This window comes from Polynucleobacter sp. AP-Ainpum-60-G11, assembly GCF_018688375.1.
Classification (GTDB): Bacteria; Pseudomonadota; Gammaproteobacteria; order Burkholderiales; family Burkholderiaceae; genus Polynucleobacter.
This window is the reverse complement of the sequence record NZ_CP061318.1, coordinates 1,567,316-1,590,906: the sequence shown is the minus strand read 5'-3', so window position 1 is coordinate 1,590,906 and position 23,591 is coordinate 1,567,316. Positions and strand designations below refer to the sequence as shown.

Sequence of the window (23,591 nt, the reverse complement as noted above, 5' to 3'; positions counted from 1 at the left end):
GTTGAAGTAATTTGTTTCATTGGCTTGTTAATTAATTTTTTGATTGAATAGAAATCATGTCTGATATTAAAAAAGTAGTTTTAGCGTATTCCGGTGGTCTTGACACTAGCGTGATCTTGAAATGGCTTCAAGATACTTACCAATGCGAGATCGTGACTTTCACTGCTGATTTAGGTCAAGGTGAAGAGCTGGAGCCAGCACGCGCTAAGGCGCTGCAATTTGGCATCAAGCCAGAAAATATTTTTATCGATGACTTGCGTGAAGAATTTGTGCGTGACTTTGTATTCCCTATGTTCCGAGCTAATACGATTTACGAAGGCGAGTATCTATTGGGCACCTCTATCGCGCGCCCATTGATTGCTAAGCGTCAAATTGAAATTGCTCGTCAGACTGGCGCAGACTCTGTATCACATGGCGCTACTGGTAAGGGTAATGACCAGGTCCGTTTTGAATTGGGCTACTACGCACTCGAGCCAGGAATCAAAGTGATTGCTCCATGGCGTGAATGGGATTTGCTCTCACGTGAAAAATTGATGGCCTATGCAGAAAAGCATGGCATTCCAGTGGAGATGAAGCATAAGCAAGGCGGCTCACCTTATTCCATGGATGCCAACCTGTTGCACATCAGTTATGAAGGTCGTCATCTCGAGAACCCCAATGCTGAAGCAGAAGAATCCATGTGGCGCTGGACCGTGTCTCCCGAGAAGGCTCCAGATGCCCCAGAAATTATTGAAATTGAATTCCGCGCTGGTGATCCAGTAGCAATTAATGGCAAAGCATATAAGCCGCACGATCTGTTGGCTGAGCTTAATCGTATCGGCGGCATGCACGGCATTGGTCGCCTCGACTTAGTTGAGAACCGCTTTGTTGGTATGAAAAGCCGCGGTTGCTATGAAACTCCTGGCGGCACTATCTTGCTAAAAGCACATCGCGGTATTGAGAGTATTACTTTGGACCGTGAAGTAGCTCACCTCAAGGATGACTTGATGCCACGTTACGCTAGCTTGATCTATAACGGTTTATGGTGGGCGCCAGAGCGCCTCGCACTGCAAACCTTGATTGATCACACCCAACAGATGGTTAATGGTGTTGTACGTCTCAAGCTTTATAAAGGATCTGTCTCTGTGATCTCACGTGATTCGGCGAACACGTTGTTTGATCAGACTATCGCTACGTTTGATGATGATGGTGGTGCTTATAACCAAGCTGATGCAGGTGGATTTATTAAGCTCAACGCATTACGTATGCGGATTGCTGAAACTGCAAGACGCAAGCGTGCTAAATAATTTAGATAAACAATAAGCTAGTAATTCAGATTAGAAAGAATAAAGATGCAATTTGATCAAGTTTCTGTAGGCAAAAAAGCCAATGTATTCTTCGATGGTAAGTGCGTATCCCATACCGTGACTTTGCCAAACGGCGTTCGTAAGTCAGTTGGCGTAGTGTTGCCAAGCACTTTGCGTTTTGACCTCAGCACTAAAGAAGTCATGGAAGTGGTGGATGGAAATGCCTTCGTTAGTATCAATGGCGCTCCAGAAGTCGAATTTAAGGCGGGCCAAAGCTGGGAAGTGGAAAAGGGGGGTTATTTCATCATCCGCGCTGAATCCCCAGTGCATTACGTTTGCCACTTCGAATAAAGGCCGAATGCTTAAAAGCTGAACAACCACCTGCGGGTGGTTTTTTCATTTGGATCGGTGTAAAAAAGAGAGTATGAAGCTAATTCAAATAATCATGTTTGCGGGGATTGCATTCTCTAATTTAGTGAGTGCGCAGGTTTTTGACGTTCCTTACAAGGATGATGCCCCGACAAGAACGCTATTGGTGCCGACCCAAAAGGCAAAAGCGGTAGTTTTATTGTTTCCCGGTGGCGGCGGCATGTTGCGTCTGAAGGAAGATGGATCAAGCGCTAATTTTCATACCTTCATGAGATCTAAAAATTTATGGGCTCAATACGGAATTGATGCTGTATTGGTTGATACGCCTTATGACCTTGGCAATGGCCGGGCTCACTCCCGATCTATTCGAGATCATCAACAAAGAATCTTCAATGTCGTGCGCTTTTATAAAGAAAAACTCAACTTACCCATTTGGATATTTGGGCATAGCATGGGGACGGTGAGTGTTACTGAGTTTGTAAATGGCGGGGAAGATCAGGCAGCACTTATTTCTGGGGTAATTGTTGCTGGGACTTATCGCTCCGCCTCCATAGACTCGGGCGTATCGATGCCAGTTCAAGCGATTCATCATGTGGATGACGGCTGTGCATCAACACCATTTTCTACGTCAGAAAGTATTATCAAAAGCAGGCCTAGCAATTCGGCGAGCCAATTTGTGGCAATCGAGGGTGGTGTTAGCGAGGGTGATATCTGTGGATCAAAGGCCTATCACGGCTTTAATGAGAAAGAGCCTGAATTCATTCAGGCTGCAGCCCAATTTATCCTCAAGAACTCAGCGCCTTATTTCTTAGGCAGACCTTGAATGCTCATGCCGGGCACGATAACTCTTTCAGAGAACCATTGCCTATTCATCTCTAGCGCATAACGTACAGCCGCTTTAGGACAGTGGTTGTTAGTGGTCTCGGCTTGCATCTCTTCGATGTTCACAATCTTGCCGTCGTCAGCAATGAAGGCAATCGATAAAGGGATCTTGGTGTTGTTCATCCAAAAGCAATGGCCTGCCTTCTGCTCAAAGATAAACAGCATTCCAGAGTTAGTAGGCATGTTGGTCCGATTCATAAGTCCAACTTCACGAGCCTTGGGTGTATCCGCCAACTCCGCCTGAATGCGATAGATTCCAGTCTTGAGTTCAATTATCGGTAGACCAACATTTTGCTGTGCAAATGTAGCGCTGGAAAAGATGCCGGCAATTGTTGCCAGCGAAAAGATAAATGATTTGATGTTGGGTAAGCGCATGGTGTTCTGAGTGGCAAATCTTAGTAAGAATAAGTGGGGTAATTCTAAGGCAGCGCTGGTAAGACAAGAAAAAATCCAGACGAAAAAAAACCCAGGAACAAGTCCTGGGTTTTTAATAATGATCTAAAGCAGATTAAGCTGCTTGGATATTAGTAGCTTGTTTGCCTTTAGGACCTTGGGTAATGTCAAACGTTACCTTTTGGTTTTCCTTGAGGGTTTTGAACCCAGGCATTGTGATTGCGCTGAAATGCGCAAACAACTCTTCTTCACCATCATCAGGTTTGATAAAGCCAAAACCTTTTGCATCATTGAACCACTTAACAATTCCGGTCGCCATGCGAACTCCATTACATAAACTTAAAACAACCGTGATGAGGGTGAATACTTTTTAATCAGTCTCGCTCTACAACACGCCTAAATAGGACTTCAAATAAAGCCTACCCCCTGATTGTTTGCCCTTTATGGTGGGGTGTCAAGGGGTTGGGTAAAGATAGTTACTGTTAAAGCCCCCTTTTTTTATCGAAAAATGGCCCAATATGGGGTTAAGAGGTCTTTCTTGATGGTTTTTTTGCAACAAAGCCCTCAAATCCCAATTTTTATATCTGTGTTTAGAATGTTTCTCATGAGTCGTACAACGAAAAATCCCACGGTTGGCAATCCAAACAACCCCCATATTGAAGACACTATTCTTCTCGAAAAGCAGGCCGAGAAATTAAAGGCGCCTTCGATGTATAAAGTTTTACTATTGAATGACGATTACACGCCAATGGAATTTGTAGTGATGGTCATTCAGGAGTATTTTAATAAAGATCATGAAACAGCTACACGGATCATGTTGCAGGTTCATTTAGTTGGCAAAGGCATTTGCGGTGTATTTACACGTGATGTTGCGGCAACAAAAGTGCATCAAGTTATCGAGCTCTCCCGCGAAGCGGGTCACCCACTACAGTGCACTATGGAGGAAGCATGATTGCCCAGGAACTAGAAGTCAGTTTGCACATGGCGTTTGTTGATGCGCGAGCTTCAAGACACGAATTTATTACGGTCGAGCATTTGCTTGCCGCCTTGTTGGATAACGCAACCGCAGTCGAGGTTTTAAAGGCCTGCGCTGTCAATATTGCCGAATTGCGTGCGCAACTCAAAAACTTTATTAATGACAACACACCGGTTGTACCTGGTAACGATGAGGTTGATACGCAGCCAACCTTGGGTTTTCAGCGTGTGATTCAGCGTGCCATCATGCACGTGCAATCCACCTCAAGCGGTAAAAAAGAAGTTACTGGTGCAAACGTATTAGTTGCTATCTTTGGTGAAAAAGATTCGCATGCGGTGTATTTCTTGCAGCAGCAAGGTGTAACCCGCTTAGACGTAGTGAACTTTATTAGTCACGGTGTTCGCAAAGATCAAACTGAGCAAGTGAAGCCTGCTGAATCTACTCAGGAGGCTGAAGACGCATCCTCTGGCGGTAAAGAGAGCCCCTTGGAGCAGTACACCCAAAATCTCAATGTGCTCGCTAAGCAGGGCAAGATTGATCCGCTCATCGGTCGTGATAGTGAAGTTGAGCGCGTCATTCAGGTGCTGTGCCGTCGCCGTAAAAACAATCCGCTATTGGTGGGTGAGGCCGGCGTTGGTAAGACTGCGATTGCTGAAGGCCTGGCCTGGAGAATTGTCAAAGGCGATGTCCCTGAAATTCTGGCTGATGCTACGGTCTATTCATTGGACATGGGTGCGCTATTGGCTGGCACTAAATACCGTGGAGATTTTGAGCAACGCCTCAAGAGTGTTTTGAAGTCTTTGAAAGACAGCGCTCATGGTGTTTTGTTTATTGATGAGATTCATACCTTAATCGGTGCAGGTGCCGCATCGGGCGGGACCTTAGATGCTAGTAATTTATTAAAGCCCGCCTTATCGAATGGTCAGCTCAAATGTATTGGCGCAACCACCTTTACTGAGTACCGCGGCATTTTCGAAAAAGATGCGGCATTGTCACGTCGTTTCCAGAAGGTTGATGTAGTTGAGCCAACCGTCGACCAAACCGTACAAATCTTGCGTGGTCTCAAGTCCCGTTTCGAAGAGCATCACGGCGTTAAGTATGCTTCTGCTGCTTTAGTGGCGGCCGCTGAGCTCTCTTCACGCTATATCAACGATCGCCATTTGCCAGATAAGGCAATTGACGTGATTGATGAGGCTGGCGCAGCCCAACGCATCTTGCCAAAGTCTAAGCAGAAGAAAACGATTGGTCGCCCAGAGATTGAAGAGATCGTAGCGAAGATTGCCCGTATACCGCCACAGTCTGTAACCGTGGATGACCGTAGCAAGCTACAAACACTAGATCGTGACATCAAGAGTGTGGTCTTCGGACAGGATCCTGCAATTGAGGCCTTAGCAAGTGCCATTAAGATGACTCGCGCTGGTCTTGGCAAGATTGACAGGCCAATTGGCTCATTCTTATTCTCAGGTCCAACAGGTGTAGGTAAAACTGAGGTTGCTAAGCAGCTTGCGTACATCCTAGGCATTGAGCTTTTACGTTTTGATATGTCCGAGTACATGGAGCGCCATGCAGTTAGCCGTTTGATTGGTGCGCCTCCAGGGTATGTTGGCTTTGATCAGGGCGGCTTGCTCACTGAGGCTGTCAATAAGAAGCCGCATTGTGTTCTCCTGCTCGATGAGATCGAAAAAGCCCATCCTGACATTTTCAATATCCTCTTGCAGGTAATGGATCATGGCACTCTCACGGATAACAATGGTCGTAAGACAGACTTCCGTAATGTCATCATCATCATGACAACCAATGCTGGTGCAGAAGCGATGCAGAAGTCCACCATCGGCTTTACCAATGCGCGTGAGTCTGGCGATGAGATGGCGGATATTAAGAAGTTCTTCACCCCAGAGTTCCGCAACCGCTTGGATGCGATTGTGTCCTTTAAGGCGCTTGATGAAACCATCATCATGCGTGTGGTTGATAAGTTCCTGATGCAGTTGGAGGAGCAGCTCCACGAGAAGAAGGTGGATGCTACATTCAGCACAGCATTACGCGCGCATTTGGCTAAGCATGGCTTTGATCCACTCATGGGCGCAAGACCAATGCAGCGAATTATTCAGGACACAGTTCGCAAAGCACTCGCTGATGAATTGCTATTCGGTAAGTTGGCGCAAGGCGGTCATGTGGATGTCGACATTGATGCTGATGGCAAAGTGCAGCTTCAGTTTGATGCCCCAGTGGTACCGGGTAAGAGACCTAAAGCTGATGTAGCTCCAGTCGAGGAGATTTGAGGAAAAAAACCACCTACGGGTGGTTTTTTATTGGGTAAGGCCGAAATATCTAAATCAGCTGCGTCCTGTACTTCCAAACCCACCTGCGCCACGACTACTCTCGGTGAATTCCTCAACCACTTTGAGTTCTACTTGTTGCACGGGCATCACTACTAACTGAGCAAGGCGCTCCATAGGCTCGAGCTTGAATGTTGTAGATCCGCGATTCCATGTGCTAACCATCAGTTGGCCTTGGTAGTCGGAATCAATTAATCCGACAAGATTCCCAAGAACAATCCCATGCTTATGGCCTAGGCCAGAGCGCGGCAGGATGAACGCCGCATAGCGCGGGTCTTCTACATAGATTGCTAAGCCGGTTGGCACGAGTACGGTTTGGCCGGGGGCAATTTCAATGGCTTCATCAATGCAGGCGCGCAAATCTAACCCGGCGCTACCAGGGGTTCCGTATGTAGGTAATTGATCGCGCATACGTTCATCGAGAATTTTGACTTGAAGTGCTTGCATAGAGTTTCCTAAAGCGAGATTAAATTTTCTTGGCGACTAGCTGAATCAACTGACGTGCTAGTTGAAGTTTTTCAGCCTTCGCAATTTTCTTACTGCCGCTCTCATCAATGATGAGTAATTCATTTAGATCGCTACCAAAAGTATCTGGGCCAATATTGCCCACGATCATCGGAATACCTTTGCGCTGCAGTTTTTCTTGTGCATGCTTCAGGAGGTCTGTGGATTCAGCTGCAAAGCCAACACAATAAGGATGCGCCTTGCCGCCTTTGGTTTTGACTACTTTAGCTATATCGGCAAGGATGTCTGGGTTTGCAAGGAACTCTAAATTGGGAGCTTGCTTGCCTTGACGCTTAATCTTGTCTTTGGATGGCTTGGCAATGCCCCAGTCAGCCACTGCAGCTACCGCAAAGAAAATATCGCAATCAGAGGATTGCATTGTGGCGGCGTGCATTTCTTTAGCGCTCACAACATTAGTTCGTGTAATTTTTCCAGTTGCAGCTAGCGGTGTATCTAAATCGCAAGGACCGGCTATCAGGTGAGCTTCTGCACCAGCTTCAACAGCCGCGCGCGCGATCGCAAAACCCATCTTGCCAGAGCTGCGATTGGTAATACCGCGGACGGGATCAATCGCTTCAAAGGTAGGGCCTGCAGTGATGAGTACCCGTTTGCCCTCCAATGATTTTTTCTGGAAGAAGGCAATGAGTTGCTCAGTAATTTCTACGGGCTCGAGCATGCGTCCGTAGCCGACTTCGCCACATGCCTGAAAGCCACTAGCCGGACCGAGTAATGCAACCTTGTCTGCTGCGAGTCGCTCTGCATTTCTTTGTGTTGCAGCGTGTTCCCACATCTGCTTATTCATAGCGGGAGCTAGTAATAGAGGGCAGTCTCTAGCCAGGCAAAGTGTGGTGAGCAAGTCATCTGCCAAGCCGAGTGAGAGCTTGGCCATGAGATCAGCGCTTGCTGGTGCAATCAAAATGGCATCTGCAGCTCTAGAAAGTTCAATGTGAGCCATATTGTTAGGAATGCTGCTATCCCATTGACTGGTATAGACCGGATTGCCTGTGAGCGCCTGCATAGTGACTGGCGTCACAAATTGCTGAGCAGCCTCAGTCATCACGACCTGAACGCTAGCCCCTTCTTGCATCAACTGACGTGCTAGCTCTGCAGACTTATAGGCTGCAATGCCACCAGAGATACCGAGAACGATTTTCTTATTTAAAAGTGATTGCATGGCGCCAGCTTACTGGGGTTGAGAGGTTTTGCCAAATGACTTGCGAAGCTCGCCCCAAATGATGAGGGCTGCACCGATGCAAATAGCGCTATCAGCAATATTGAAGGCCGGCCAATGCCAATTCGCGTAATGCAGGTCAATGAAGTCCACTACAGCGCCATACATGATCCGATCCAAGACGTTCCCTAGTGCGCCGCCCAAAATGAGACTGAGGGCCCAGCAAAGCATTTTGTCGCCCAGGCTCTTGCGAAGCAGCCAGAGAATATAGATAGACGCTGCGAGGCCAAGAACTGTGAAGAACCAACGCTGCCAACCCGAGCTTTGAGCTAAAAATGAAAAAGCGGCACCAGGATTAAGTAATAAGAGCCAGTTCATGAATGGCAAAACAGGTTCCGGCACACCAATTTGCAAATTACTCAAGGCGTACCATTTGCTCAGTTGATCAAGCAATAGCGTAACAATTGCAATCGCTAGATAACGGAGAAATGATAAGTTTGCATTCATAGAGCTTGATGGGTCTGAGTATCTTTTGTTTATGCAAACAAGCGTGATTCGCCATCACCAAAGAGATTGCTAATACAGCGACCACATAACTCGGAATGTTCGGCATTTGCACCAACATCAGCAGTGTGATGCCAGCAACGACCGCATTTCTTATATTGGCTACCGCGAACCAGCACTTCAAGACCTGCATTACTGAGTTCAATATTGGCGCTAGAGGTGATGGTCACAAAACGCAAGTCATCTTCCAGGGAATGCAGAATTGCGAAATCGACATCACCTACTTTAATGGTGAGCTCCGCCTGAAGTGATGAGCCAACATTACCGGCTTCACGTTCAATCTCAATCGCCTTGGTTACCTCAGAACGAATTTCTCGTACTCGGTTCCATTTAGCAAGCAGTTCAGTAGCTTGAGCGATTTCTGGGAAAGTCCCGAACTCTTCCATGAAGATGGATTCACTAAGCTTCTCATTCTCACCATGAGGTAATGACAACCAAGCTTCTTCAGCGGTGAAGGAGAGAAAAGGAGCGAGCCACTTGAGTAGATTGCGAGTGATGTGGAAGAGGGCGTTCTGTGCAGCGCGACGCTCTTTCGAATCCGGTGCACTGGTATAGAGACGATCTTTCAGAATATCTAAGTAGAAGCCACCCAAGTCTTCTGAGCAGAAAGTCAGCATGCGTGCTACTGCGGGCTGGAATTCATAAGCCTTGTAGTGTGCTTGTACATCTTGCTGCAATTGATTGGCGAGTGCAAGCGCATAGCGATCAATCTCTAGCCATTCACTTGTTGGCATTGTGTGCTTACTTGAATCGAAGTCGGATAGGTTGGCTAATAAGAAACGCAATGTATTGCGGATGCGACGATAGCTTTCGACAACGCGTTTCAGAATCTCATCCGAGATCGTCATCTCGCCGGAGTAATCGGTAGACGCTACCCATAAGCGAATAATCTCTGCACCCAACTTATCGGCAACTTGCTGGGGGGCAATCACATTACCCACAGACTTACTCATCTTGCGGCCTTGGCCATCAACCGTAAACCCGTGCGTTAACAGTGCTTTATATGGCGGCTTGCCATCAAGCATGGCGCCAGTCAGTAAAGAGGAATGAAACCAGCCACGATGTTGGTCTGAGCCCTCAAGGTATAAGTCAGCTAAACGACCATCTGCATTTTCAGCTTCAGGGCGATAGAGTTCATTGCGGTGTGAGCCACGGATGACATGCCAATGCGTAGTGCCAGAGTCAAACCACACATCCAAGGTGTCGCGATTCTTTTCGTATTGAGTAGCTTCTTCGCCAAGCAGATCAGCCACTTCGAGTTTTTGCCAAGCTTCGATACCTTCTTTTTCAACACGCTTTGCAATTTCTTCAAGCAATTCGACTGTGCGAGGATGTGGCTCACCACTTTCTTTATGAACAAAGAAGGCCATAGGTACGCCCCATTGGCGTTGGCGTGACAGAGTCCAATCTGGGCGATTAGTAATCATGCTGTTCAAACGTTGCTTACCCCAGGCTGGGAAAAACTCTGTGTTCTCGATACCTGCTAATGCAGTCTCACGCAAACTCGCGCTGCCATCAGATGGTTTCTTGTCCATACTCGCAAACCACTGTGAGGTCGCGCGATAAATAATCGGCGACTTATGACGCCAGCAGTGCATGTAAGAGTGGGTATAGGTCTTATCTCGCAAGAGACTTCCTGCCTCACGCATAGCTTCCACAATCTTCGGATTGGCTTTCCAAATATATTCATTGGCAAAGAGTGGTAACCAAGAAGCGTAGACACCGTTACCCATGACTGGGTTCAAGATATCTTTATCAGCCAGTTTATTTGCCTTGCAAGACTTAAAGTCTTCCTCGCCATAGGCTGGGGCAGAGTGCACAACACCAGTACCGGTATCTAAGGTGACGTATTCAGCAGGGTAGATTGGTGAGAGGCGTTTGTATCCCTCATGCAATGGCGCCAGTGGATGCCAGAAAGAGATGTTGGCTAACTGACTGCCTAAGCAGGTGCCAATTACTTTGCCCTCAAGACCAAAATCTTCCAGACAAGTTTCTACGCGATCTTTAGCCAAGATAAGTAACTTGTCGCCAGCGTCTACCAAAGCGTAGCTGAGTTCAGGATGAACATTGAGTGCTTGGTTTGATGGAATGGTCCAAGGTGTTGTTGTCCAAATCACAATCATTCCAGGTTTAGCTGGAATCTCAGGCAGACCAAACGCTTTTGCAAGTTGAGGGCGCTGCGCATCATCAAAAGCAAAACCAACATCGACTGTTGGATCGGTTTTATCTTGATATTCCACTTCAGCTTCAGCTAATGCAGAGCCGCAATCAAAACACCAGTTGACAGGCTTTAGGCCACGGAAAACATACCCCTTTTCCCAGATCTTCCCAAGCGCACGAATTTCATCAGCTTCATTGCGGTAGTTCATGGTGAGGTAAGGGTTGTTCCAGTCGCCCAGCACGCCTAAACGCTCAAAGTCTTTCTTCTGCTTATCTACTTGCACCTTAGCGTAGGCGCGTGCTTTTGATTGGACTTCGGCAGTCGGCAAATTTTTGCCAAATTCTTTTTCAATCTGAATCTCAATCGGCATGCCGTGGCAATCCCAGCCTGGGACGTATGCAGAGTCAAAGCCCATTAGCCAGCGGGACTTCACAATCATGTCCTTGAGGATCTTATTGACCGCATGTCCAATATGAATATCACCGTTTGCATATGGGGGGCCATCATGCAAGATGAACTTTGGTTGATTGGCATGTGCTGCACGAATCTTTTCATAGAGCTTGTTTTTTTGCCATTGCGCAACCCACTGCGGCTCTCGCTTTGGCAAATCTCCCCGCATCGGGAAGGAGGTCTCTAGAAGATTGACGGGATAAGAATTTTCTTTTTCAGACATAAGCTTTTTTCTGGAAATAATTTCTGGCATGCGCTGCATCAGATGCAATCGCTTTAGTAAGGGTGTCGAGGTCAGAGTACTTCGCCTCATCACGGATTTTTTCTAAGAGTTCTACGGTAATAATTTTTCCGTAAACATCGGCGTTGTAATCAAAGATGTGCGTCTCAAGCAATACACGACCTTCATCTTCAACTGTTGGTCTTACGCCGAGACTAGCTACAGCGGGAAGTGGTTTATCTCCAAGTCCCAATACTTGTGCGGTATAGATGCCGGTGCAAGCGGGCTTACGATGATGGAGGTGATTAGCAACAGCAAGATTCAGCGTAGGAAAGCCCAAGGTACGGCCTAGCTTTTGCCCGTGAATCACGTGGCCAGAGATGCCGTAAGGACGTCCTAGTAATTTTGTCGCTTGATCCATATCTCCATTGGCTAGCGCATTGCGTAGCGCTGAGCTGGAAATACGCTCACCATCTTCTAGCACGGTGCGAATACTAGAAACTTCAAAACCAAATTGTTCGCCTGCTGCTTTGAGGCTTGCAAAGTTGCCCGCACGTTTTGCACCGTAACAAAAATCATCACCGATCAAAATCCATTTGGCATTAAGTTGTTTGACAATAATTGCAGAAACAAATTCTTCTGGGGTGAGGCGCGCAAATGCGCTATTGAAATGCTCCACCACTACGCGATCAATACCAATGTCAGCAAAGGCAGCTAGCTTGTCACGCAAGTTTAAAATTCGTGGGGGCGCTTGTTCTGGGGAAAAGAATTCTTTAGGGTGCGGTTCGAAAGTCATCACGCAGCTAACCAAGCCACGATCATGTGCGCCATCCTTCAGTTGTTTGAGCAGGGCGCGGTGACCCCTGTGCACGCCATCGAAATTACCGATGGTTAAGGCACAAGCTGGTCCTGCAGAAAACTGGGTGGGGCCACGGAATACGTTCACTAAATCGCTTTCAGGGTCGCTTTCGGGGTAACCATCAATTATATTGTGGGCATGCCATCTATCGTCACCTTAATCTCAGGCCGCGGATCCAATTTCGAGGCCATAGTCAAAACTGCTCAAAAAGAGCGTTGGCCAGTCACATTTGCGGGGGTGATTGCTAATCACTCTGCAGCTAAGGGCCTTGATTTTGCTCGCTCCCAGGGGATTCCTGCTTTTGCCATTGAGCACAAGGAGCACGCCACCCGAGAGTCCTTTGATGCTGCCCTCATTCATAAAATCGATGAATTAGGTGCTGATTTGGTGGTTTTAGCCGGTTTCATGAGAATTCTGACCCCGAGCTTTATTCGCCATTTTGAGGGTCGACTCATCAATATTCACCCTGCCTTGCTGCCAGCCTTCCCTGGTTTGCATACCCACGAGCGGGCTTTGGAGGCTGGCGTGGCCGAACACGGTGCCAGCGTGCACTTTGTGACTGAGGGTGTAGACGAAGGCCCCATCATTTGCCAGGCCTCAGTTCCTGTGCTTCCGGGCGATGATGCGGATAGTTTGGCAGCGCGAGTTTTGGCTGCTGAGCATCAGATTTATCCGCGGGCCGTAAAATGGTTCCTAGATGGACGATTGCGAATAGAAGGTAATCAAGTTCAGGTTCAACCACCGGAGTCGCAATTAATAAAATTATGAGTAAAGAACGTTCATCCCGAGGAGCCAGTGCTGGTTCAAAGTCTGGATCTAGGTCTGGATCACGCCTAGGCCCACAAAAAAGTTACGCCGCTAAATCCAAAGATCCATTGCGTCGCCCAGAGCGCCGTAATGCGAGCGGAAACATCATTGCGCCAGAAGGTCAAAAAAACTTTTCTAATGCCAAGGCGTTGCCTCAGCATGCAATTCATTTGGAGCGCTTGCTTCCAGAGTTGTTGAATTTTGAGCAACCGGCAGATCGTGTTGTGAGCCGGTATTTCCGCTCTGAACCGCAACTAGGTAATCGTGATCGCGCCTTAATTGCTGAGAGTGCTTTTGCTATCTTGCGTCGTAAAAATGAGTTCTCACAGTTCGCTTCTAGTGGCGAGGGTTCACAGGCTAGACGCTTAGCCCTATTGGGTTTGCTGTCTGCTTTGTCTGAAGGTGGTTTAGGCTCTGCTAACCGTGCTGAGAGTGCGATTGCTGATTTAGCCCACGTATTAAAGACAGGCGAGTACGAGTGGTTGCAACGTTTTGCAACAGTCGATCCATCCGCGCTCAATCCCTTGGTTCGCAATAATTTACCGGAATGGTTGTGGGATGCTTTTGGAAAATATCCTGGTGAAGAATCTCGTGAAGAGTTAGCTAAATCACTCATGCATCCAGCACTTTTGGATTTGCGTGCGAACACCATGAAGACAACTCGCGAGCAATTGCTTGCAGAGATGAATGCCCTTGGTGGTCGCTATCAAGCAATTCCAACTCCGTATGCTCCTGATGGTGTGCGCATCATGGGTAAGCCTGCTTTGCAAAATACGGTTGGCTTTAAAGCAGGGATGTTTGAGGTTCAGGATGAAGGCAGTCAGCTGTTGGCTTATTTGCTTGCCCCTAAACGCGGTGAGATGGTGGTGGACTTTTGTGCAGGTGCTGGCGGCAAGACTTTGGCGATTGGGGCAATCATGCGCTCCACAGGCCGTTTATACGCCCTAGATACATCTGAGCGTCGCCTGGCCAATTTGAAGCCACGACAAGCCCGTAGCGGCCTTTCTAACGTTCATCCTGTGTGGATTGATAGTGAGAACGACTCCAAGATCAAACGCTTAGCCGGCAAGATTGACCGTGTGTTAGTGGATGCTCCTTGTAGCGGCATGGGCACTTTGCGACGCAACCCCGATCTCAAGTGGCGTCAGACCCCAGAGGGTGTATTGGAGCTCAATCAAAAGCAGATGAATATCTTGGCCTCCGCCAGCCGCTTGCTCAAACCAGGTGGTCGCTTGGTTTATGCCACCTGCAGCCTATTGCCACAAGAAAACCAGCAAATTGCAGAAGATTTCTTGGCAAAGCACCCTAATTTTGAGGCTATTCCTGCTGCTGAAGTTCTTAAATCATTGTTTCCAAAGGATAAAATTCCCTTAGGCTGCAGCCCTGATAACCCTTGGTGGCAGTTGTGGCCCCATATTCATGGTACAGATGGCTTCTTTGGGGCTGTTTTTCAGAAAAAAGCGGCTGTTTCTGCAGTAACTGTCGATAAAGATGACGAAAAGTCGGTAAAAGTCAAAAGCAAGAAAGCGGTTAAAGAACTAAAATAGGGTTTTAGATCTTTTCAGGGATACCCCTTTTGAACACAGTTTCAGCCTCAGGTTTTGACTTATTTCTTAACTGGCTTTCTTCCGGTTACCTCAATTGGGCTTGGTGGCAAATCGCTGTCTTCACCTTAGTGGCGACGCATATTACGATTGCAGCCGTCACCATCTTCTTGCACCGTTGCCAAGCACATCGTGCTTTGGATCTTCATCCAATCATGTCTCATTTCTTCCGTTTTTGGCTCTGGCTAACCACTGGCATGGTCACCAAAGAGTGGGCAGCGATTCATCGTAAACATCATGCGAAGTGCGAGACCGTGGATGATCCACATAGCCCGCAAGTTCTTGGTATTAATACCGTCCTCTCTCGTGGCGCTGAGTTGTATAAAGAAGAATCACGTAATCAAGAGACTTTGGATAAGTTTGGTCATGGCACCCCAGATGATTGGCTAGAGCACAACATCTATTCCAAGTTTTCTTGGCAAGGCGTTGCTTTGATGTTGATTGTCGATGTGTTCTTATTTGGCGCAATTGGTCTAACAGTGTGGGCAGTACAAATGCTGTGGATTCCAATTACTGCCGCTGGAATTATTAATGGCATTGGCCACTACTGGGGCTATCGCAACTACGACTGCGAAGATGCCTCTAGAAATATTTTCCCTTGGGGGATTTTGATTGGTGGCGAAGAGTTGCATAACAACCATCACACCTTTGCTACGAGCGCCAAGCTCTCGAGTAAGTGGTACGAATTTGACATTGGGTGGATGTACATTCAGATGATGAGTGCGGTTGGCTTAGCTAAAGTGAAGAAGACCTCTCCCAAGCCGATACTGAGTGACTTACGTCCTGCCGATCAGGGCACACTCGAAGCCATCATTGCCAACCGTTATGAAATCATGGCTCGCTACAGTAAGACCCTGAGCGCCTTTTTCAGTAATGAGGTTCAGCATATGCATGTGTTGGCTGCTCATTTGCAAGATGCGCGTACCTGGCTGGGTAAAGATGAGAGTCGTTTAAGTGCAGAAGAAAAAATCAAGCTAGAGGAGTTGATGGCAACGAATGCGCAGCTTCGTAAGATGATTGAGATGCGCCGTGATTTACAAGCGATTTGGAATCGATCCAATGCTACAGGTGATCAACTGGTTTCTCAGTTGCATTCTTGGTGTCAGCGTGCCGAAGAGAGTGGTTTATCAAGTCTACGTGACTTCTCTTTGAGATTGCGTCGTTACGCTTAAGAAATGAGTTGATTTTGATCTTGGTAAAAATCAAGATAATAAAAAACCCGCTACATCAGCGGGTTTTTTATTTGCTGCAAATAAATATCGAATCGATAAATTACTTGAGCTTTGTTTCTTTGTAAGCAACGTGCTTGCGAATGGTTGGATCAAACTTCATGATCTCCATTTTCTCAGGCTTTGTACGCTTGTTTTTTGAAGTTGTATAGAAGTGACCAGTACCAGCTGATGACTCTAATTTAATTTTTTCTCTGCCGCCTTTAGCCATTTGTGCGCTCCTTAAATTTCGCCACGTGCACGGAGATCAGACAAAACAGCATCGATGCCGTTTTTGTCGATAACGCGCAAACCAGCATTGGTTAAGCGCAAGCTAATCCAGCGGTTTTCAGATTCAACCCAGAAACGACGGTTTTGCAAATTCGGCAAAAAGCGACGCTTCGTTTTATTGTTTGCATGGGATACATTGTTGCCAACCATCGGCTTCTTCCCAGTGACTTGGCAAACTTTTGCCATGACATAACTCCATTAATTGCGAAAAAAGAAGATTGTATCAGTCTCCGGGCACTTTGATCTACCCCTAATTGGCTTTAGTTTTATCGATTGGACTGCCTGCTTGCTGATATTGGGCAAAAATGCCTAATAAGTTAGTGTTTACTTCTAATTTAGAGTATTTTTCATAAGACCCGCATCTGAAAATGAGAAAAATCCGCTCTCACTAACAATACAGTGGTCAAGCAGTGGAATATCCACTAACTGCAAGGCTTTGGCGAGCATCTTGGTGAGTTCTTGATCGGCAATGCTAGGGAGTGGATTGCCGCTGGGGTGGTTATGCGCCACGATCAGGGCGCTGGCATTCCTAGAAAGGGCCTCCTTGAGGATTTCTCGTGGGTACACAGCTGTGTGGGTCAGGGAGCCTCTAAAGAGCTCCTGGCACTCAATCAGATGCAGTCGGGAGTCGAGGTACAGGCATAGAAAGACTTCGTGCGGCAGGCGCCCAAATCGAGCCTGCAGGAACTCTCTTACGTAGGCAGGAGATGAAAAAACAGACTCTTGAGAGAGGGTTTCCTCAAGACTTCGCTTTACAAGCTCATAAGCCGCCTGAATTTGTGGCCATTTGGAAATACCCATGCCATGAATCTGGGTTAATTCTGCTGGGGTGCAGGAGAGCAAGCGTGGCAAATTGCCAAAGTGGTGGAGTAGGTCCTCCGCTAAAGCAACCGCGGTTTTGCCTTTGACGCCAACCCGTAGGAAGATCGCCAGTAACTCAGCATCACTGAGAGCTGCGGCTCCCAGGGTACGCAGTTTCTCGCGGGGCTGTTCCATTTTTGGCCAATCTGTAATGGGTGAATGCACGCTGGGGTCTGGCCTAGATACAATTACCTTATGACTAAGCTTACGGTTTTGCCCAACTCCTTCCTCACCCTCAACTATCGGCTGACTTTGCCTAGTGGGGATGACTACATCAATACTTTTATCGATCGTCCTGCGACGGTGCTGATGGGTTCTGGACAATTTGCGCCTTGTTTTGAAAAGGTATTAATTGGATTGGCTGTGGGTGAAAAGAAAAGCGCCTTACTGCCGCCGGAAGAAAGCTTTGGTGAGCGTAAAGAAGAATTAATTCAGTGGGTTTCTTTGGGTGCACTCAAAGAGGGCCGCGATGACGATGTGGAATTTAATCCTGGCGATGTGATTGAATTTAATGCGCCAGGTGGAGCGCAATACGCCGGTGTATTGCAATCGATTAATGAAGAGGGTGCTTGGTTTGATTTCAATCACCCACTTGCTGGAAGGCCCGTTACCTTCGAAGCTGAAATCGTTGCCATTCTTTAATTGATGAGTAATCAAATTACTTCGCAAGCTGCTGCCCCAGACGCTGCAGAAATTCTGATGGCACAGCCTCGCGGATTTTGCGCAGGCGTAGACCGTGCAATCAATATTGTGAATGAGGCTTTGACACGCTTTGGCGCACCAATTTATGTGCGTCATGAAATTGTTCACAACGCCTATGTTGTTAATGGCCTCCGTGAAAAAGGCGCCGTGTTTGTAGATGAATTGCATGAGGTTCCCAAAGGTGGCATTGTGGTCTTTAGTGCCCATGGTGTTTCTCAAGAGGTTCGCCAAGATGCTGAGGCGCGCGGATTGCAGGTATATGACGCAACCTGCCCATTGGTTACGAAGGTGCATCTTGAGGTCGTTAAGATGTGCAAAGATGGCTTTACTGTTTTGATGATTGGTCACGCTGGGCATCCTGAAGTTGAGGGCACGATGGGGCAGGTTGAAAATGGTGTTCATCTGATTGAAAAAGTGGCCGATGTCGCCAATCTGCCTTTTGCTGAGAATGAAAAAATTGCTTTTGTAACGCAAACCACTCTCTCCGTAGATGAGACAAAAGAAATCGTCGACGCCTTGACTCAAAAATTTCCGAATATTGTGCAGCCGCGTAAGCAAGATATTTGCTACGCCACTCAAAATCGACAAGATGCTGTGAAATTTATGGCACCTCAAGTTGAGGTAGTTATTGTGGTGGGAAGCAAGGCAAGCTCGAACTCGAATCGCTTGCGCGAATTAGCTGAAAAACTGGGCGTACCGGCTTACATGGTTGATGCGCCGGAGCAGCTTCAAGCTGAATGGTTTGTGGGCAAAAAGCGAGTGGGTCTTACTGCAGGGGCTTCGGCTCCTGAAAGCTTAGCCCTCTCGATTGTGGAGAAGATTCAAGAGTTTGGCCCGCGCAGTATTCGTAACTTAGAGGGCGTGGTTGAAGATATCACCTTCTCGCTACCAAAGAATTTAGTTGCTTAGCGATAAAAAATAAAGGAGCCGTACAGCTCCTTTATTAAATTGAATTTCAATATTTATTAAGCAACTTGCTTGAGCAATTCTCTCAAGATATTGCACATCTGACGGATTTCATCGTCGGACACATTGAGTGCTGGCATAAAGCGCAAGAGGTTAGGTCTAGGAGAGTTAATCAACAACCCCTCGGGACCCCGATCACGTGCAAGTTCAACTAGCTTGCTGCCAATATCACTACTCAACATAAGAGCGCGTAACAAGCCCTCACCACGTTCACCGTTTAAATTAAATTCTGCGGAGATTGATAGCAGCTCTTTGCTCAGTAACTCGCCTTTGCTGCGAACAGATTCCAGGAAACCTGGCGCTAATAGTTGCTCGATCACACTGATGCCAACTGCAGTCATGAGTGGATTGCCGTTATAAGTGCCGCCTTGGTCGCCGGGCACAAAACAAGCAACAGCATCAGTAGCCATCAGTGCAGATAAGGGCACGCCACCACCAATGCCTTTGCCTAGAGTCATGATGTCTGGCTCGATACCATAGTGCTGATAAGCAAAGAGTTTGCCGGTGCGTCCACAACCAGCCTGCACTTCATCTACGATCAGCAGAATGTTATTTTCTTTAGTGAATTTACGCAGGCTTTGCATAAATTCTTTAGTAGTTGGGATCACACCACCTTCGCCTTGTACTGGCTCGAGCATGACTGCAACTGTTTTATCAGTCACTAGTTTTTTGACAGAATCTAAATCATTCAAATCGGCTTTTGGAAAACCGGGAACTTGTGGGGCAAACATCGTATCCCAGCCCGGCTTACCAGACGCGCTCATCGTCGCTAAGGTGCGACCATGAAAGCTGTGATCAAAGGTGATGATTTCAAAGGCGCCTGACTTGTTGAGTTGACCCCATTTACGAGCCAGCTTGATGGCGCCTTCATTGGCTTCAGCGCCGCTATTGGCAAAAAACACTTTGTTGAAGCAACTGTTATCAGTCAACAGATTAGATAGGCGAATCATTGGCTCGTTATAAAACGCCGGACTCGGATTAATCAGTTTCTTAGATTGCGCATTGAGCGCCTCAATCATCCCTGGATTGCTATGACCAAGGCAGTTCACTGCCCAGCCTTGCAAGAAGTCCAGGTAACGCTTGCCATTGTTATCAGTGAGCCATGAGCCTTTGCCCTCAACCATGACGAGCTCTGGTCGTGAGGTAATAAACATCACTGAGTGGGCATCTACGGATTGGGCTGGCTTATTCATATCATGTACAAAGTGAAATCAAATGAAGTTTCTATTATCACGCTTAGTTACGAGCTTAGTTTGCGGCGAGATCAGCGGCACTGGTAAAGGAGTCTGCAAAGAATTCTTCCTCAGGTAAATGACAGTGAGATGAAAAGTCCTGCCGGGCTGAATTCACCATGACGGGGGCACCGCAGGCGTAGACCTGGTATGGCCCAAGGTCGGGGTGGTCGGCAATCACCGCTTGATGCACAAAGCCCGTACGCCCAGCCCATTGATCTTCGGGAAGGGCGTCCGAAATAACTGGGATGTATTTAAAGCTCGGAATATCTTTTACCCATGACCGGCAGAGCGCATCAAGGTAAAGGTCGCTCGGGCGCCTTCCGCCCCAATACAGATGAATCGGACGCTGGATTTTTTTAAGCTGCATTTGCTCGACGATGGATTTAATCGGAGCAAAGCCGGTGCCTGCGGCTACAAAGATGATGGGTTTCTTGGAATCTTCCCTTAAGAAGAAGCTGCCTAATGGCCCTTCAAAGCGTAGGATATCTTTTTCTTTTAACGCAGGATCTTTTGCGCCAAACACAAAGTCAGTAAAGAGGCCGCCTGGCAAGTGGCGAATATGCAGCTCAAGCGGGCCTTCTTGGTCTGGTGGATTGGCAATCGAATAGGCGCGACGTTGCCCATCCTTCAGTAGGAACTCCAAATACTGCCCGGCCAGAAATTGAAAGCGCTCAGCAGCCGGTAATTGCAACTTCAGAATCGCTACATCTGCACTCGGCTTTGTAATGGCATTCACACGACAAGGGACTTTGCGGATCGCAATATCGCCAGCGCCTTGAACTTCGCGAGCCTCGATGATGAGATCTGATTTGGGGTGGGCGCAGCAAAACAAGGTGCCTCCAGAAGCTTCATCAGTCGGACTTAAGGCTGCAGCACTATGTTGACCATGCTCTACCTGACCTTCTAAAACCTTGCCTTTACAGGACCCACAAGCGCCATTTTTACAGCCGTAGGGCAAGGTGATGCCCTGTTGCAATGCTGCTTCAAGCAGGGTCTCATCCTTTTGGACGGTAAATTGTTTGCCGCTCGTCTTGAGCGTGACTTGGTAAGACACTCTCATTCCTTTCAATAAATCGTTACGATGTGACCTATGCAACCTTTTGGTAAATCTCGAATCCTGATCGTCGGCTGCGGCGATATTGGCCTGCGTGTTGCCAAGCAGCTTGCTCGAAGTCATCGCGTATATGCCCTAACTTCCCAAAAAATCCGTTTTAAGGAGTTGAGAGCAGTGGGCGCGATTCCGATTTTGGGGGATCTGGATAAGCCCGATAGCTTGTGGCGTTTAAGTGGACTAGCGCAAACCGTGATCCACTTGGCACCACCCCAAAATACAGGTCATCGCGATTGCCGAACTCGCAACCTCCTCCGAATTTTATCCCAAGGCTCCGATACTGTTGGGCGCTTGATTTATGTGAGCACGACTGGTGTTTATGGTGATCATGCGGGTGGTCGGGTGAGTGAGGTGACTCGGGTGAATCCCCAAAGTGAGCGCGCCAAGCGCAGAGTCGATGCAGAACATTGCCTCCGTCTTTGGGCCCCGGCTCATGGAGTCGCACTCACCATTCTGCGCGTACCAGGCATCTATGCCACTGACCGCTTGCCAGTGGAGCGTATTCAGGCGGGAACACCTGCTTTAGTTGCAACTGAGGATGCCTACTCGAACCACATTCAGAGTGATGACTTGGCGAGATTGGTTTGTGCTGCTGTCTATCACGGTAAACCACAGCGCGTCATTAATGCTTGTGACGGCGGCGAAACCAAGATGGGTGATTACTTTGATGAAGTAGCTGATGCGTTTGGTTTAGAGCGACCACCAAGATTGCCCGCTGAGCAGTTGGAGAAAATCGTATCCCCAATGCTGTGGTCTTTTATGCGAGAGTCACGGCGCGTAACGAATACGCGACTAGCAGAATTGAAAACTCCGCTACGCTATCCCAGCGTCGCAGAGTTTCTGAAAACTATTTCCAAGAATCCTTAAGTCCGACCGTACGATTAAATACGGGCTGACCTGGTTTGCAATCGCTTTGATCTGCTACAAAGTAACCATGTCGTTCGAACTGGAAACGATCTTCCGCTTTAGCGTCTTTCATGCAAGGCTCTAAATACGCAGTAATCGTTTGCTTGGAGTTTGGATTGATCGCATCCAGGAAATTTTTATCGCCACTATCTGGATGCGGGTCGTTAAACAGATGGTCATAAAGACGTACTTCTGCTGGCACCGCTTCTGCTGCGCTGACCCAATGAATATTGCCCTTCACCTTGTAATTATTTGAGCCAGGGGTGCCACTCTTACTGTCCGGGAAGTGTGTTGCATTAACTTGAATCACATTGCCATTGGCATCTACTTCAAAGCCAGTGCATTCAATCACAAAGCCATGACGCAAGCGCACACGACCACCAGGCTGATCACCAATCGGTGGATAAAGTCTGAAGAAGCCCTTGATAGGTTCTTTCATAAAATCATCTTCTTCAATCCACAATTCTTTTGTGAAATGAAACTCACGATTACCCCACTCAGGATGCTGGGGGTGGCGCGGCGCTGAGCAAGGCTCACTCGCAGATGAATCGAAGTTTTCAATCACTAGTTTGAGTGGCTTAAGTACCGCTGTAGCACGTGGAGCCTTCGCCTCAAGATCATCGCGCAAGGCTTGATCCAAAGTGCTCATATCGATCCAGCTATCCGCCTTAGAAACACCAATGCGTTCACAGAACAGGCGAATACTTTCAGGTGTGTAACCTCTGCGACGAATACCCACGATAGTTGGCATGCGAGGATCATCCCATCCATCAACCCGTTTTTCTTCTACCAATTGCAGTAACTTGCGCTTGCTGGTGATGGTGTAAGTGAGGTTGAGGCGGGCGAATTCATATTGATGTGGAACAGGATTTTTGAAGATTCCCAGTTCGGCTAGTGAACCCACAATCCAATCGTAGAGTGGGCGATTATTTTCAAACTCTAAAGTACAGATAGAGTGTGAAACATTTTCTAATGCATCTGAAATGCAGTGCGTGAAATCATATAAAGGATAGATACACCATTTATTACCAGTACGGTGGTGATCGGTATGGCGAATGCGATAGACCACGGGATCACGCATCACAATATTCGGATGCGCCATATCAATCTTCAAGCGAAGAACATGTTCACCGTCTTTGAATTTACCATCACGCATCTCACGGAATAAGGCAAGATTTTCATCAGCAGTGCGATCGCGGTAAGGGCTATTTTTTCCAGCTTGACCAAAGTTACCGCGATTGGTGTGAATCTCATCTGCGCTTTGACTGTCGACATACGCTTTACCATTCTGGATCAGAATTTCTGCAAACTCATAAAGTTGATCAAAGTAATCACTTGCGTGATAAAGATGTGTTCCCCAATCAAAACCAAGCCATTTGACTGCATCCAAAATACTGTCTGCGTACTCAACATCTTCTTTGACTGGGTTGGTGTCGTCTAGGCGCATATTGCAACGTGCACCACCTGCGTGATTGTTGTAATCAGCAGCTAAGCCAAAGTTGAGGCAAATACTTTTAGCGTGACCAATATGGAGGTAGCCATTGGGCTCTGGTGGAAAGCGCGTAATGATGGAGGGGATAGCTTGGCCATCTCGATTGCTGCGGTTCTGGTAGGCACCAGTCGCTAGATCATGATCGATGATCTGGCGCAAAAAGTTAGAGGGCTCAGCAACTGTGCCGGGTAATTTCGAGGGTTTGCTATCTTGGGACATGCGCTCATTGTAGAGAAA

The 23,591-nt window shown here is 47.5% G+C and carries 24 protein-coding genes; 11 read left to right on the top strand and 13 right to left on the bottom strand.

What is annotated here, in order from left to right:
- The first annotated feature begins 56 nt into the window (after nt 1-56).
- The 3 genes from FD971_RS08260 (at nt 57) to FD971_RS08250 (ending at nt 2,478) form a co-directional block, all read left to right on the top strand.
- Nucleotides 57-1,286 (top strand): argininosuccinate synthase, encoded by a 1,230-nt coding sequence (locus FD971_RS08260; RefSeq protein ID WP_215333849.1) that lies wholly within the window; start codon nt 57-59, stop codon nt 1,284-1,286.
- 45 nt (nt 1,287-1,331) lie between these two features.
- Entirely contained in the window at nt 1,332-1,637 is a 306-nt protein-coding gene (locus FD971_RS08255) for a pyrimidine/purine nucleoside phosphorylase (RefSeq protein WP_215308360.1), read from the top strand.
- A gap of 73 nt (nt 1,638-1,710) precedes the next feature.
- Complete coding sequence (locus FD971_RS08250) at nt 1,711-2,478, top strand: alpha/beta hydrolase (protein WP_215333848.1); 768 nt, start codon at nt 1,711-1,713, stop codon at nt 2,476-2,478.
- On the opposite strand, the gene FD971_RS08245 is transcribed toward FD971_RS08250, so the two are convergent.
- The gene (locus FD971_RS08245; RefSeq protein ID WP_215333847.1) at nt 2,457-2,912 is read right to left on the bottom strand and encodes a DUF192 domain-containing protein; all 456 of its coding nucleotides are present in this window, start codon (nt 2,910-2,912) and stop codon (nt 2,457-2,459) included. The two genes, FD971_RS08250 and FD971_RS08245, sit on opposite strands and share 22 nt — an antisense overlap.
- Before the next feature lie 133 nt (nt 2,913-3,045).
- Nucleotides 3,046-3,249: a cold-shock protein gene (locus tag FD971_RS08240; RefSeq protein ID WP_011903586.1), complete on the bottom strand. Its 204-nt coding sequence runs from the start codon at nt 3,247-3,249 to the stop codon at nt 3,046-3,048.
- A gap of 276 nt (nt 3,250-3,525) precedes the next feature.
- On the opposite strand from FD971_RS08240, the gene clpS reads away from it, so the two are divergent.
- Together clpS and clpA are read left to right on the top strand one after the other, a co-directional pair.
- Entirely contained in the window at nt 3,526-3,882 is a 357-nt protein-coding gene (gene clpS / locus FD971_RS08235; RefSeq protein WP_062310600.1) for an ATP-dependent Clp protease adapter ClpS, read from the top strand.
- Nucleotides 3,879-6,185 (top strand): ATP-dependent Clp protease ATP-binding subunit ClpA, encoded by a 2,307-nt coding sequence (clpA, locus tag FD971_RS08230; protein ID WP_215333846.1) that lies wholly within the window; start codon nt 3,879-3,881, stop codon nt 6,183-6,185. Before clpS ends, clpA begins: the two co-directional genes overlap by 4 nt.
- 54 nt (nt 6,186-6,239) lie before the next feature.
- Here the strand turns inward: clpA and dut are convergent, their stop codons facing one another.
- Genes dut through FD971_RS08205 form a run of 5 tightly spaced genes read right to left on the bottom strand, consistent with a single transcriptional unit; the run spans nt 6,240 to nt 12,258 of the window.
- Entirely contained in the window at nt 6,240-6,689 is a 450-nt protein-coding gene (gene dut / locus FD971_RS08225; RefSeq protein WP_215333845.1) for a dUTP diphosphatase, read from the bottom strand.
- A 19-nt stretch (nt 6,690-6,708) separates the two neighbouring features.
- A complete protein-coding gene (gene coaBC, locus FD971_RS08220; RefSeq protein ID WP_215333844.1) occupies nt 6,709-7,920 on the bottom strand; it encodes a bifunctional phosphopantothenoylcysteine decarboxylase/phosphopantothenate--cysteine ligase CoaBC in 1,212 nt (403 codons plus the stop codon).
- Nucleotides 7,921-7,929: 9 nt separating this feature from the next.
- A complete protein-coding gene (gene lspA / locus FD971_RS08215; protein ID WP_215333843.1) occupies nt 7,930-8,424 on the bottom strand; it encodes a signal peptidase II in 495 nt (164 codons plus the stop codon).
- Between the two features lie 29 nt (nt 8,425-8,453).
- Nucleotides 8,454-11,333: an isoleucine--tRNA ligase gene (ileS, locus tag FD971_RS08210; RefSeq protein ID WP_371743078.1), complete on the bottom strand. Its 2,880-nt coding sequence runs from the start codon at nt 11,331-11,333 to the stop codon at nt 8,454-8,456.
- The gene (locus FD971_RS08205) at nt 11,308-12,258 is read right to left on the bottom strand and encodes a bifunctional riboflavin kinase/FAD synthetase (RefSeq protein ID WP_215333841.1); all 951 of its coding nucleotides are present in this window, start codon (nt 12,256-12,258) and stop codon (nt 11,308-11,310) included. Before FD971_RS08205 ends, ileS begins: the two co-directional genes overlap by 26 nt.
- 51 nt (nt 12,259-12,309) lie before the next feature.
- Between FD971_RS08205 and purN the strand changes: the two genes are divergently transcribed.
- Genes purN through FD971_RS08190 form a run of 3 tightly spaced genes read left to right on the top strand, consistent with a single transcriptional unit; the run spans nt 12,310 to nt 15,754 of the window.
- Complete coding sequence (gene purN, locus FD971_RS08200) at nt 12,310-12,939, top strand: phosphoribosylglycinamide formyltransferase (protein WP_215333840.1); 630 nt, start codon at nt 12,310-12,312, stop codon at nt 12,937-12,939.
- A complete protein-coding gene (locus FD971_RS08195) occupies nt 12,936-14,525 on the top strand; it encodes an RsmB/NOP family class I SAM-dependent RNA methyltransferase (RefSeq protein WP_215333839.1) in 1,590 nt (529 codons plus the stop codon). Before purN ends, FD971_RS08195 begins: the two co-directional genes overlap by 4 nt.
- A gap of 29 nt (nt 14,526-14,554) precedes the next feature.
- The gene (locus FD971_RS08190; RefSeq protein WP_215333838.1) at nt 14,555-15,754 is read left to right on the top strand and encodes a fatty acid desaturase; all 1,200 of its coding nucleotides are present in this window, start codon (nt 14,555-14,557) and stop codon (nt 15,752-15,754) included.
- A 100-nt stretch (nt 15,755-15,854) separates the two neighbouring features.
- Here the strand turns inward: FD971_RS08190 and rpmG are convergent, their stop codons facing one another.
- The 3 genes from rpmG to radC form a co-directional block, all read right to left on the bottom strand.
- Nucleotides 15,855-16,022 carry a 50S ribosomal protein L33 gene (gene rpmG / locus FD971_RS08185; RefSeq protein WP_015421876.1) on the bottom strand — a complete coding sequence of 56 codons (168 nt, stop codon included), beginning with the start codon at nt 16,020-16,022 and terminating at the stop codon, nt 15,855-15,857.
- Nucleotides 16,023-16,033: 11 nt separating this feature from the next.
- A complete protein-coding gene (rpmB, locus tag FD971_RS08180; RefSeq protein WP_011903570.1) occupies nt 16,034-16,267 on the bottom strand; it encodes a 50S ribosomal protein L28 in 234 nt (77 codons plus the stop codon).
- Nucleotides 16,268-16,411: 144 nt separating this feature from the next.
- Nucleotides 16,412-17,107: a DNA repair protein RadC gene (gene radC, locus FD971_RS08175; protein ID WP_371743033.1), complete on the bottom strand. Its 696-nt coding sequence runs from the start codon at nt 17,105-17,107 to the stop codon at nt 16,412-16,414.
- A 30-nt stretch (nt 17,108-17,137) separates the two neighbouring features.
- Between radC and FD971_RS08170 the strand changes: the two genes are divergently transcribed.
- Both FD971_RS08170 and ispH read left to right on the top strand, forming a co-directional pair.
- The gene (locus tag FD971_RS08170; RefSeq protein ID WP_041484945.1) at nt 17,138-17,584 is read left to right on the top strand and encodes a peptidylprolyl isomerase; all 447 of its coding nucleotides are present in this window, start codon (nt 17,138-17,140) and stop codon (nt 17,582-17,584) included.
- A gap of 3 nt (nt 17,585-17,587) precedes the next feature.
- Nucleotides 17,588-18,553 carry a 4-hydroxy-3-methylbut-2-enyl diphosphate reductase gene (gene ispH / locus FD971_RS08165; protein WP_215333836.1) on the top strand — a complete coding sequence of 322 codons (966 nt, stop codon included), beginning with the start codon at nt 17,588-17,590 and terminating at the stop codon, nt 18,551-18,553.
- Between the two features lie 56 nt (nt 18,554-18,609).
- Here the strand turns inward: ispH and FD971_RS08160 are convergent, their stop codons facing one another.
- Both FD971_RS08160 and FD971_RS08155 read right to left on the bottom strand, forming a co-directional pair.
- Entirely contained in the window at nt 18,610-19,803 is a 1,194-nt protein-coding gene (locus FD971_RS08160; protein WP_215333835.1) for an acetylornithine transaminase, read from the bottom strand.
- 55 nt (nt 19,804-19,858) lie between these two features.
- Complete coding sequence (locus FD971_RS08155; RefSeq protein ID WP_215333834.1) at nt 19,859-20,899, bottom strand: CDP-6-deoxy-delta-3,4-glucoseen reductase; 1,041 nt, start codon at nt 20,897-20,899, stop codon at nt 19,859-19,861.
- 36 nt (nt 20,900-20,935) lie between these two features.
- Between FD971_RS08155 and FD971_RS08150 the strand changes: the two genes are divergently transcribed.
- The gene (locus FD971_RS08150; RefSeq protein ID WP_215333833.1) at nt 20,936-21,823 is read left to right on the top strand and encodes an SDR family oxidoreductase; all 888 of its coding nucleotides are present in this window, start codon (nt 20,936-20,938) and stop codon (nt 21,821-21,823) included.
- On the opposite strand, the gene FD971_RS08145 is transcribed toward FD971_RS08150, so the two are convergent.
- Nucleotides 21,804-23,573: a glutamine--tRNA ligase/YqeY domain fusion protein gene (locus FD971_RS08145; protein ID WP_215333832.1), complete on the bottom strand. Its 1,770-nt coding sequence runs from the start codon at nt 23,571-23,573 to the stop codon at nt 21,804-21,806. The genes FD971_RS08150 and FD971_RS08145 overlap by 20 nt on opposite strands.
- Between the last annotated feature and the right edge of the window lie 18 nt (nt 23,574-23,591).

Excerpts from the sequence above, each read along its gene's own strand:
- ispH (WP_215333836.1), top strand. The coding sequence starts at position 17,588 with ATGAGTAATCAAATTACTTCGCAAGCTGCTGCCCCAGACGCTGCAGAA.
- rpmB (WP_011903570.1), bottom strand. The coding sequence starts at position 16,267 with ATGGCAAAAGTTTGCCAAGTCACTGGGAAGAAGCCGATGGTTGGCAAC.
- FD971_RS08255 (WP_215308360.1), top strand. The coding sequence starts at position 1,332 with ATGCAATTTGATCAAGTTTCTGTAGGCAAAAAAGCCAATGTATTCTTC.
- FD971_RS08240 (WP_011903586.1), bottom strand. The coding sequence starts at position 3,249 with ATGGCGACCGGAATTGTTAAGTGGTTCAATGATGCAAAAGGTTTTGGC.
- lspA (WP_215333843.1), bottom strand. The coding sequence starts at position 8,424 with ATGAATGCAAACTTATCATTTCTCCGTTATCTAGCGATTGCAATTGTT.
- clpS (WP_062310600.1), top strand. The coding sequence starts at position 3,526 with ATGTTTCTCATGAGTCGTACAACGAAAAATCCCACGGTTGGCAATCCA.
- FD971_RS08170 (WP_041484945.1), top strand. The coding sequence starts at position 17,138 with ATGACTAAGCTTACGGTTTTGCCCAACTCCTTCCTCACCCTCAACTAT.
- FD971_RS08245 (WP_215333847.1), bottom strand. The coding sequence starts at position 2,912 with ATGCGCTTACCCAACATCAAATCATTTATCTTTTCGCTGGCAACAATT.
- FD971_RS08160 (WP_215333835.1), bottom strand. The coding sequence starts at position 19,803 with ATGAATAAGCCAGCCCAATCCGTAGATGCCCACTCAGTGATGTTTATT.
- clpA (WP_215333846.1), top strand. The coding sequence starts at position 3,879 with ATGATTGCCCAGGAACTAGAAGTCAGTTTGCACATGGCGTTTGTTGAT.
- dut (WP_215333845.1), bottom strand. The coding sequence starts at position 6,689 with ATGCAAGCACTTCAAGTCAAAATTCTCGATGAACGTATGCGCGATCAA.
- FD971_RS08150 (WP_215333833.1), top strand. The coding sequence starts at position 20,936 with ATGCAACCTTTTGGTAAATCTCGAATCCTGATCGTCGGCTGCGGCGAT.
- purN (WP_215333840.1), top strand. The coding sequence starts at position 12,310 with ATGCCATCTATCGTCACCTTAATCTCAGGCCGCGGATCCAATTTCGAG.
- FD971_RS08260 (WP_215333849.1), top strand. The coding sequence starts at position 57 with ATGTCTGATATTAAAAAAGTAGTTTTAGCGTATTCCGGTGGTCTTGAC.
- rpmG (WP_015421876.1), bottom strand. The coding sequence starts at position 16,022 with ATGGCTAAAGGCGGCAGAGAAAAAATTAAATTAGAGTCATCAGCTGGT.
- FD971_RS08250 (WP_215333848.1), top strand. The coding sequence starts at position 1,711 with ATGAAGCTAATTCAAATAATCATGTTTGCGGGGATTGCATTCTCTAAT.
- FD971_RS08145 (WP_215333832.1), bottom strand. The coding sequence starts at position 23,573 with ATGTCCCAAGATAGCAAACCCTCGAAATTACCCGGCACAGTTGCTGAG.
- coaBC (WP_215333844.1), bottom strand. The coding sequence starts at position 7,920 with ATGCAATCACTTTTAAATAAGAAAATCGTTCTCGGTATCTCTGGTGGC.
- FD971_RS08195 (WP_215333839.1), top strand. The coding sequence starts at position 12,936 with ATGAGTAAAGAACGTTCATCCCGAGGAGCCAGTGCTGGTTCAAAGTCT.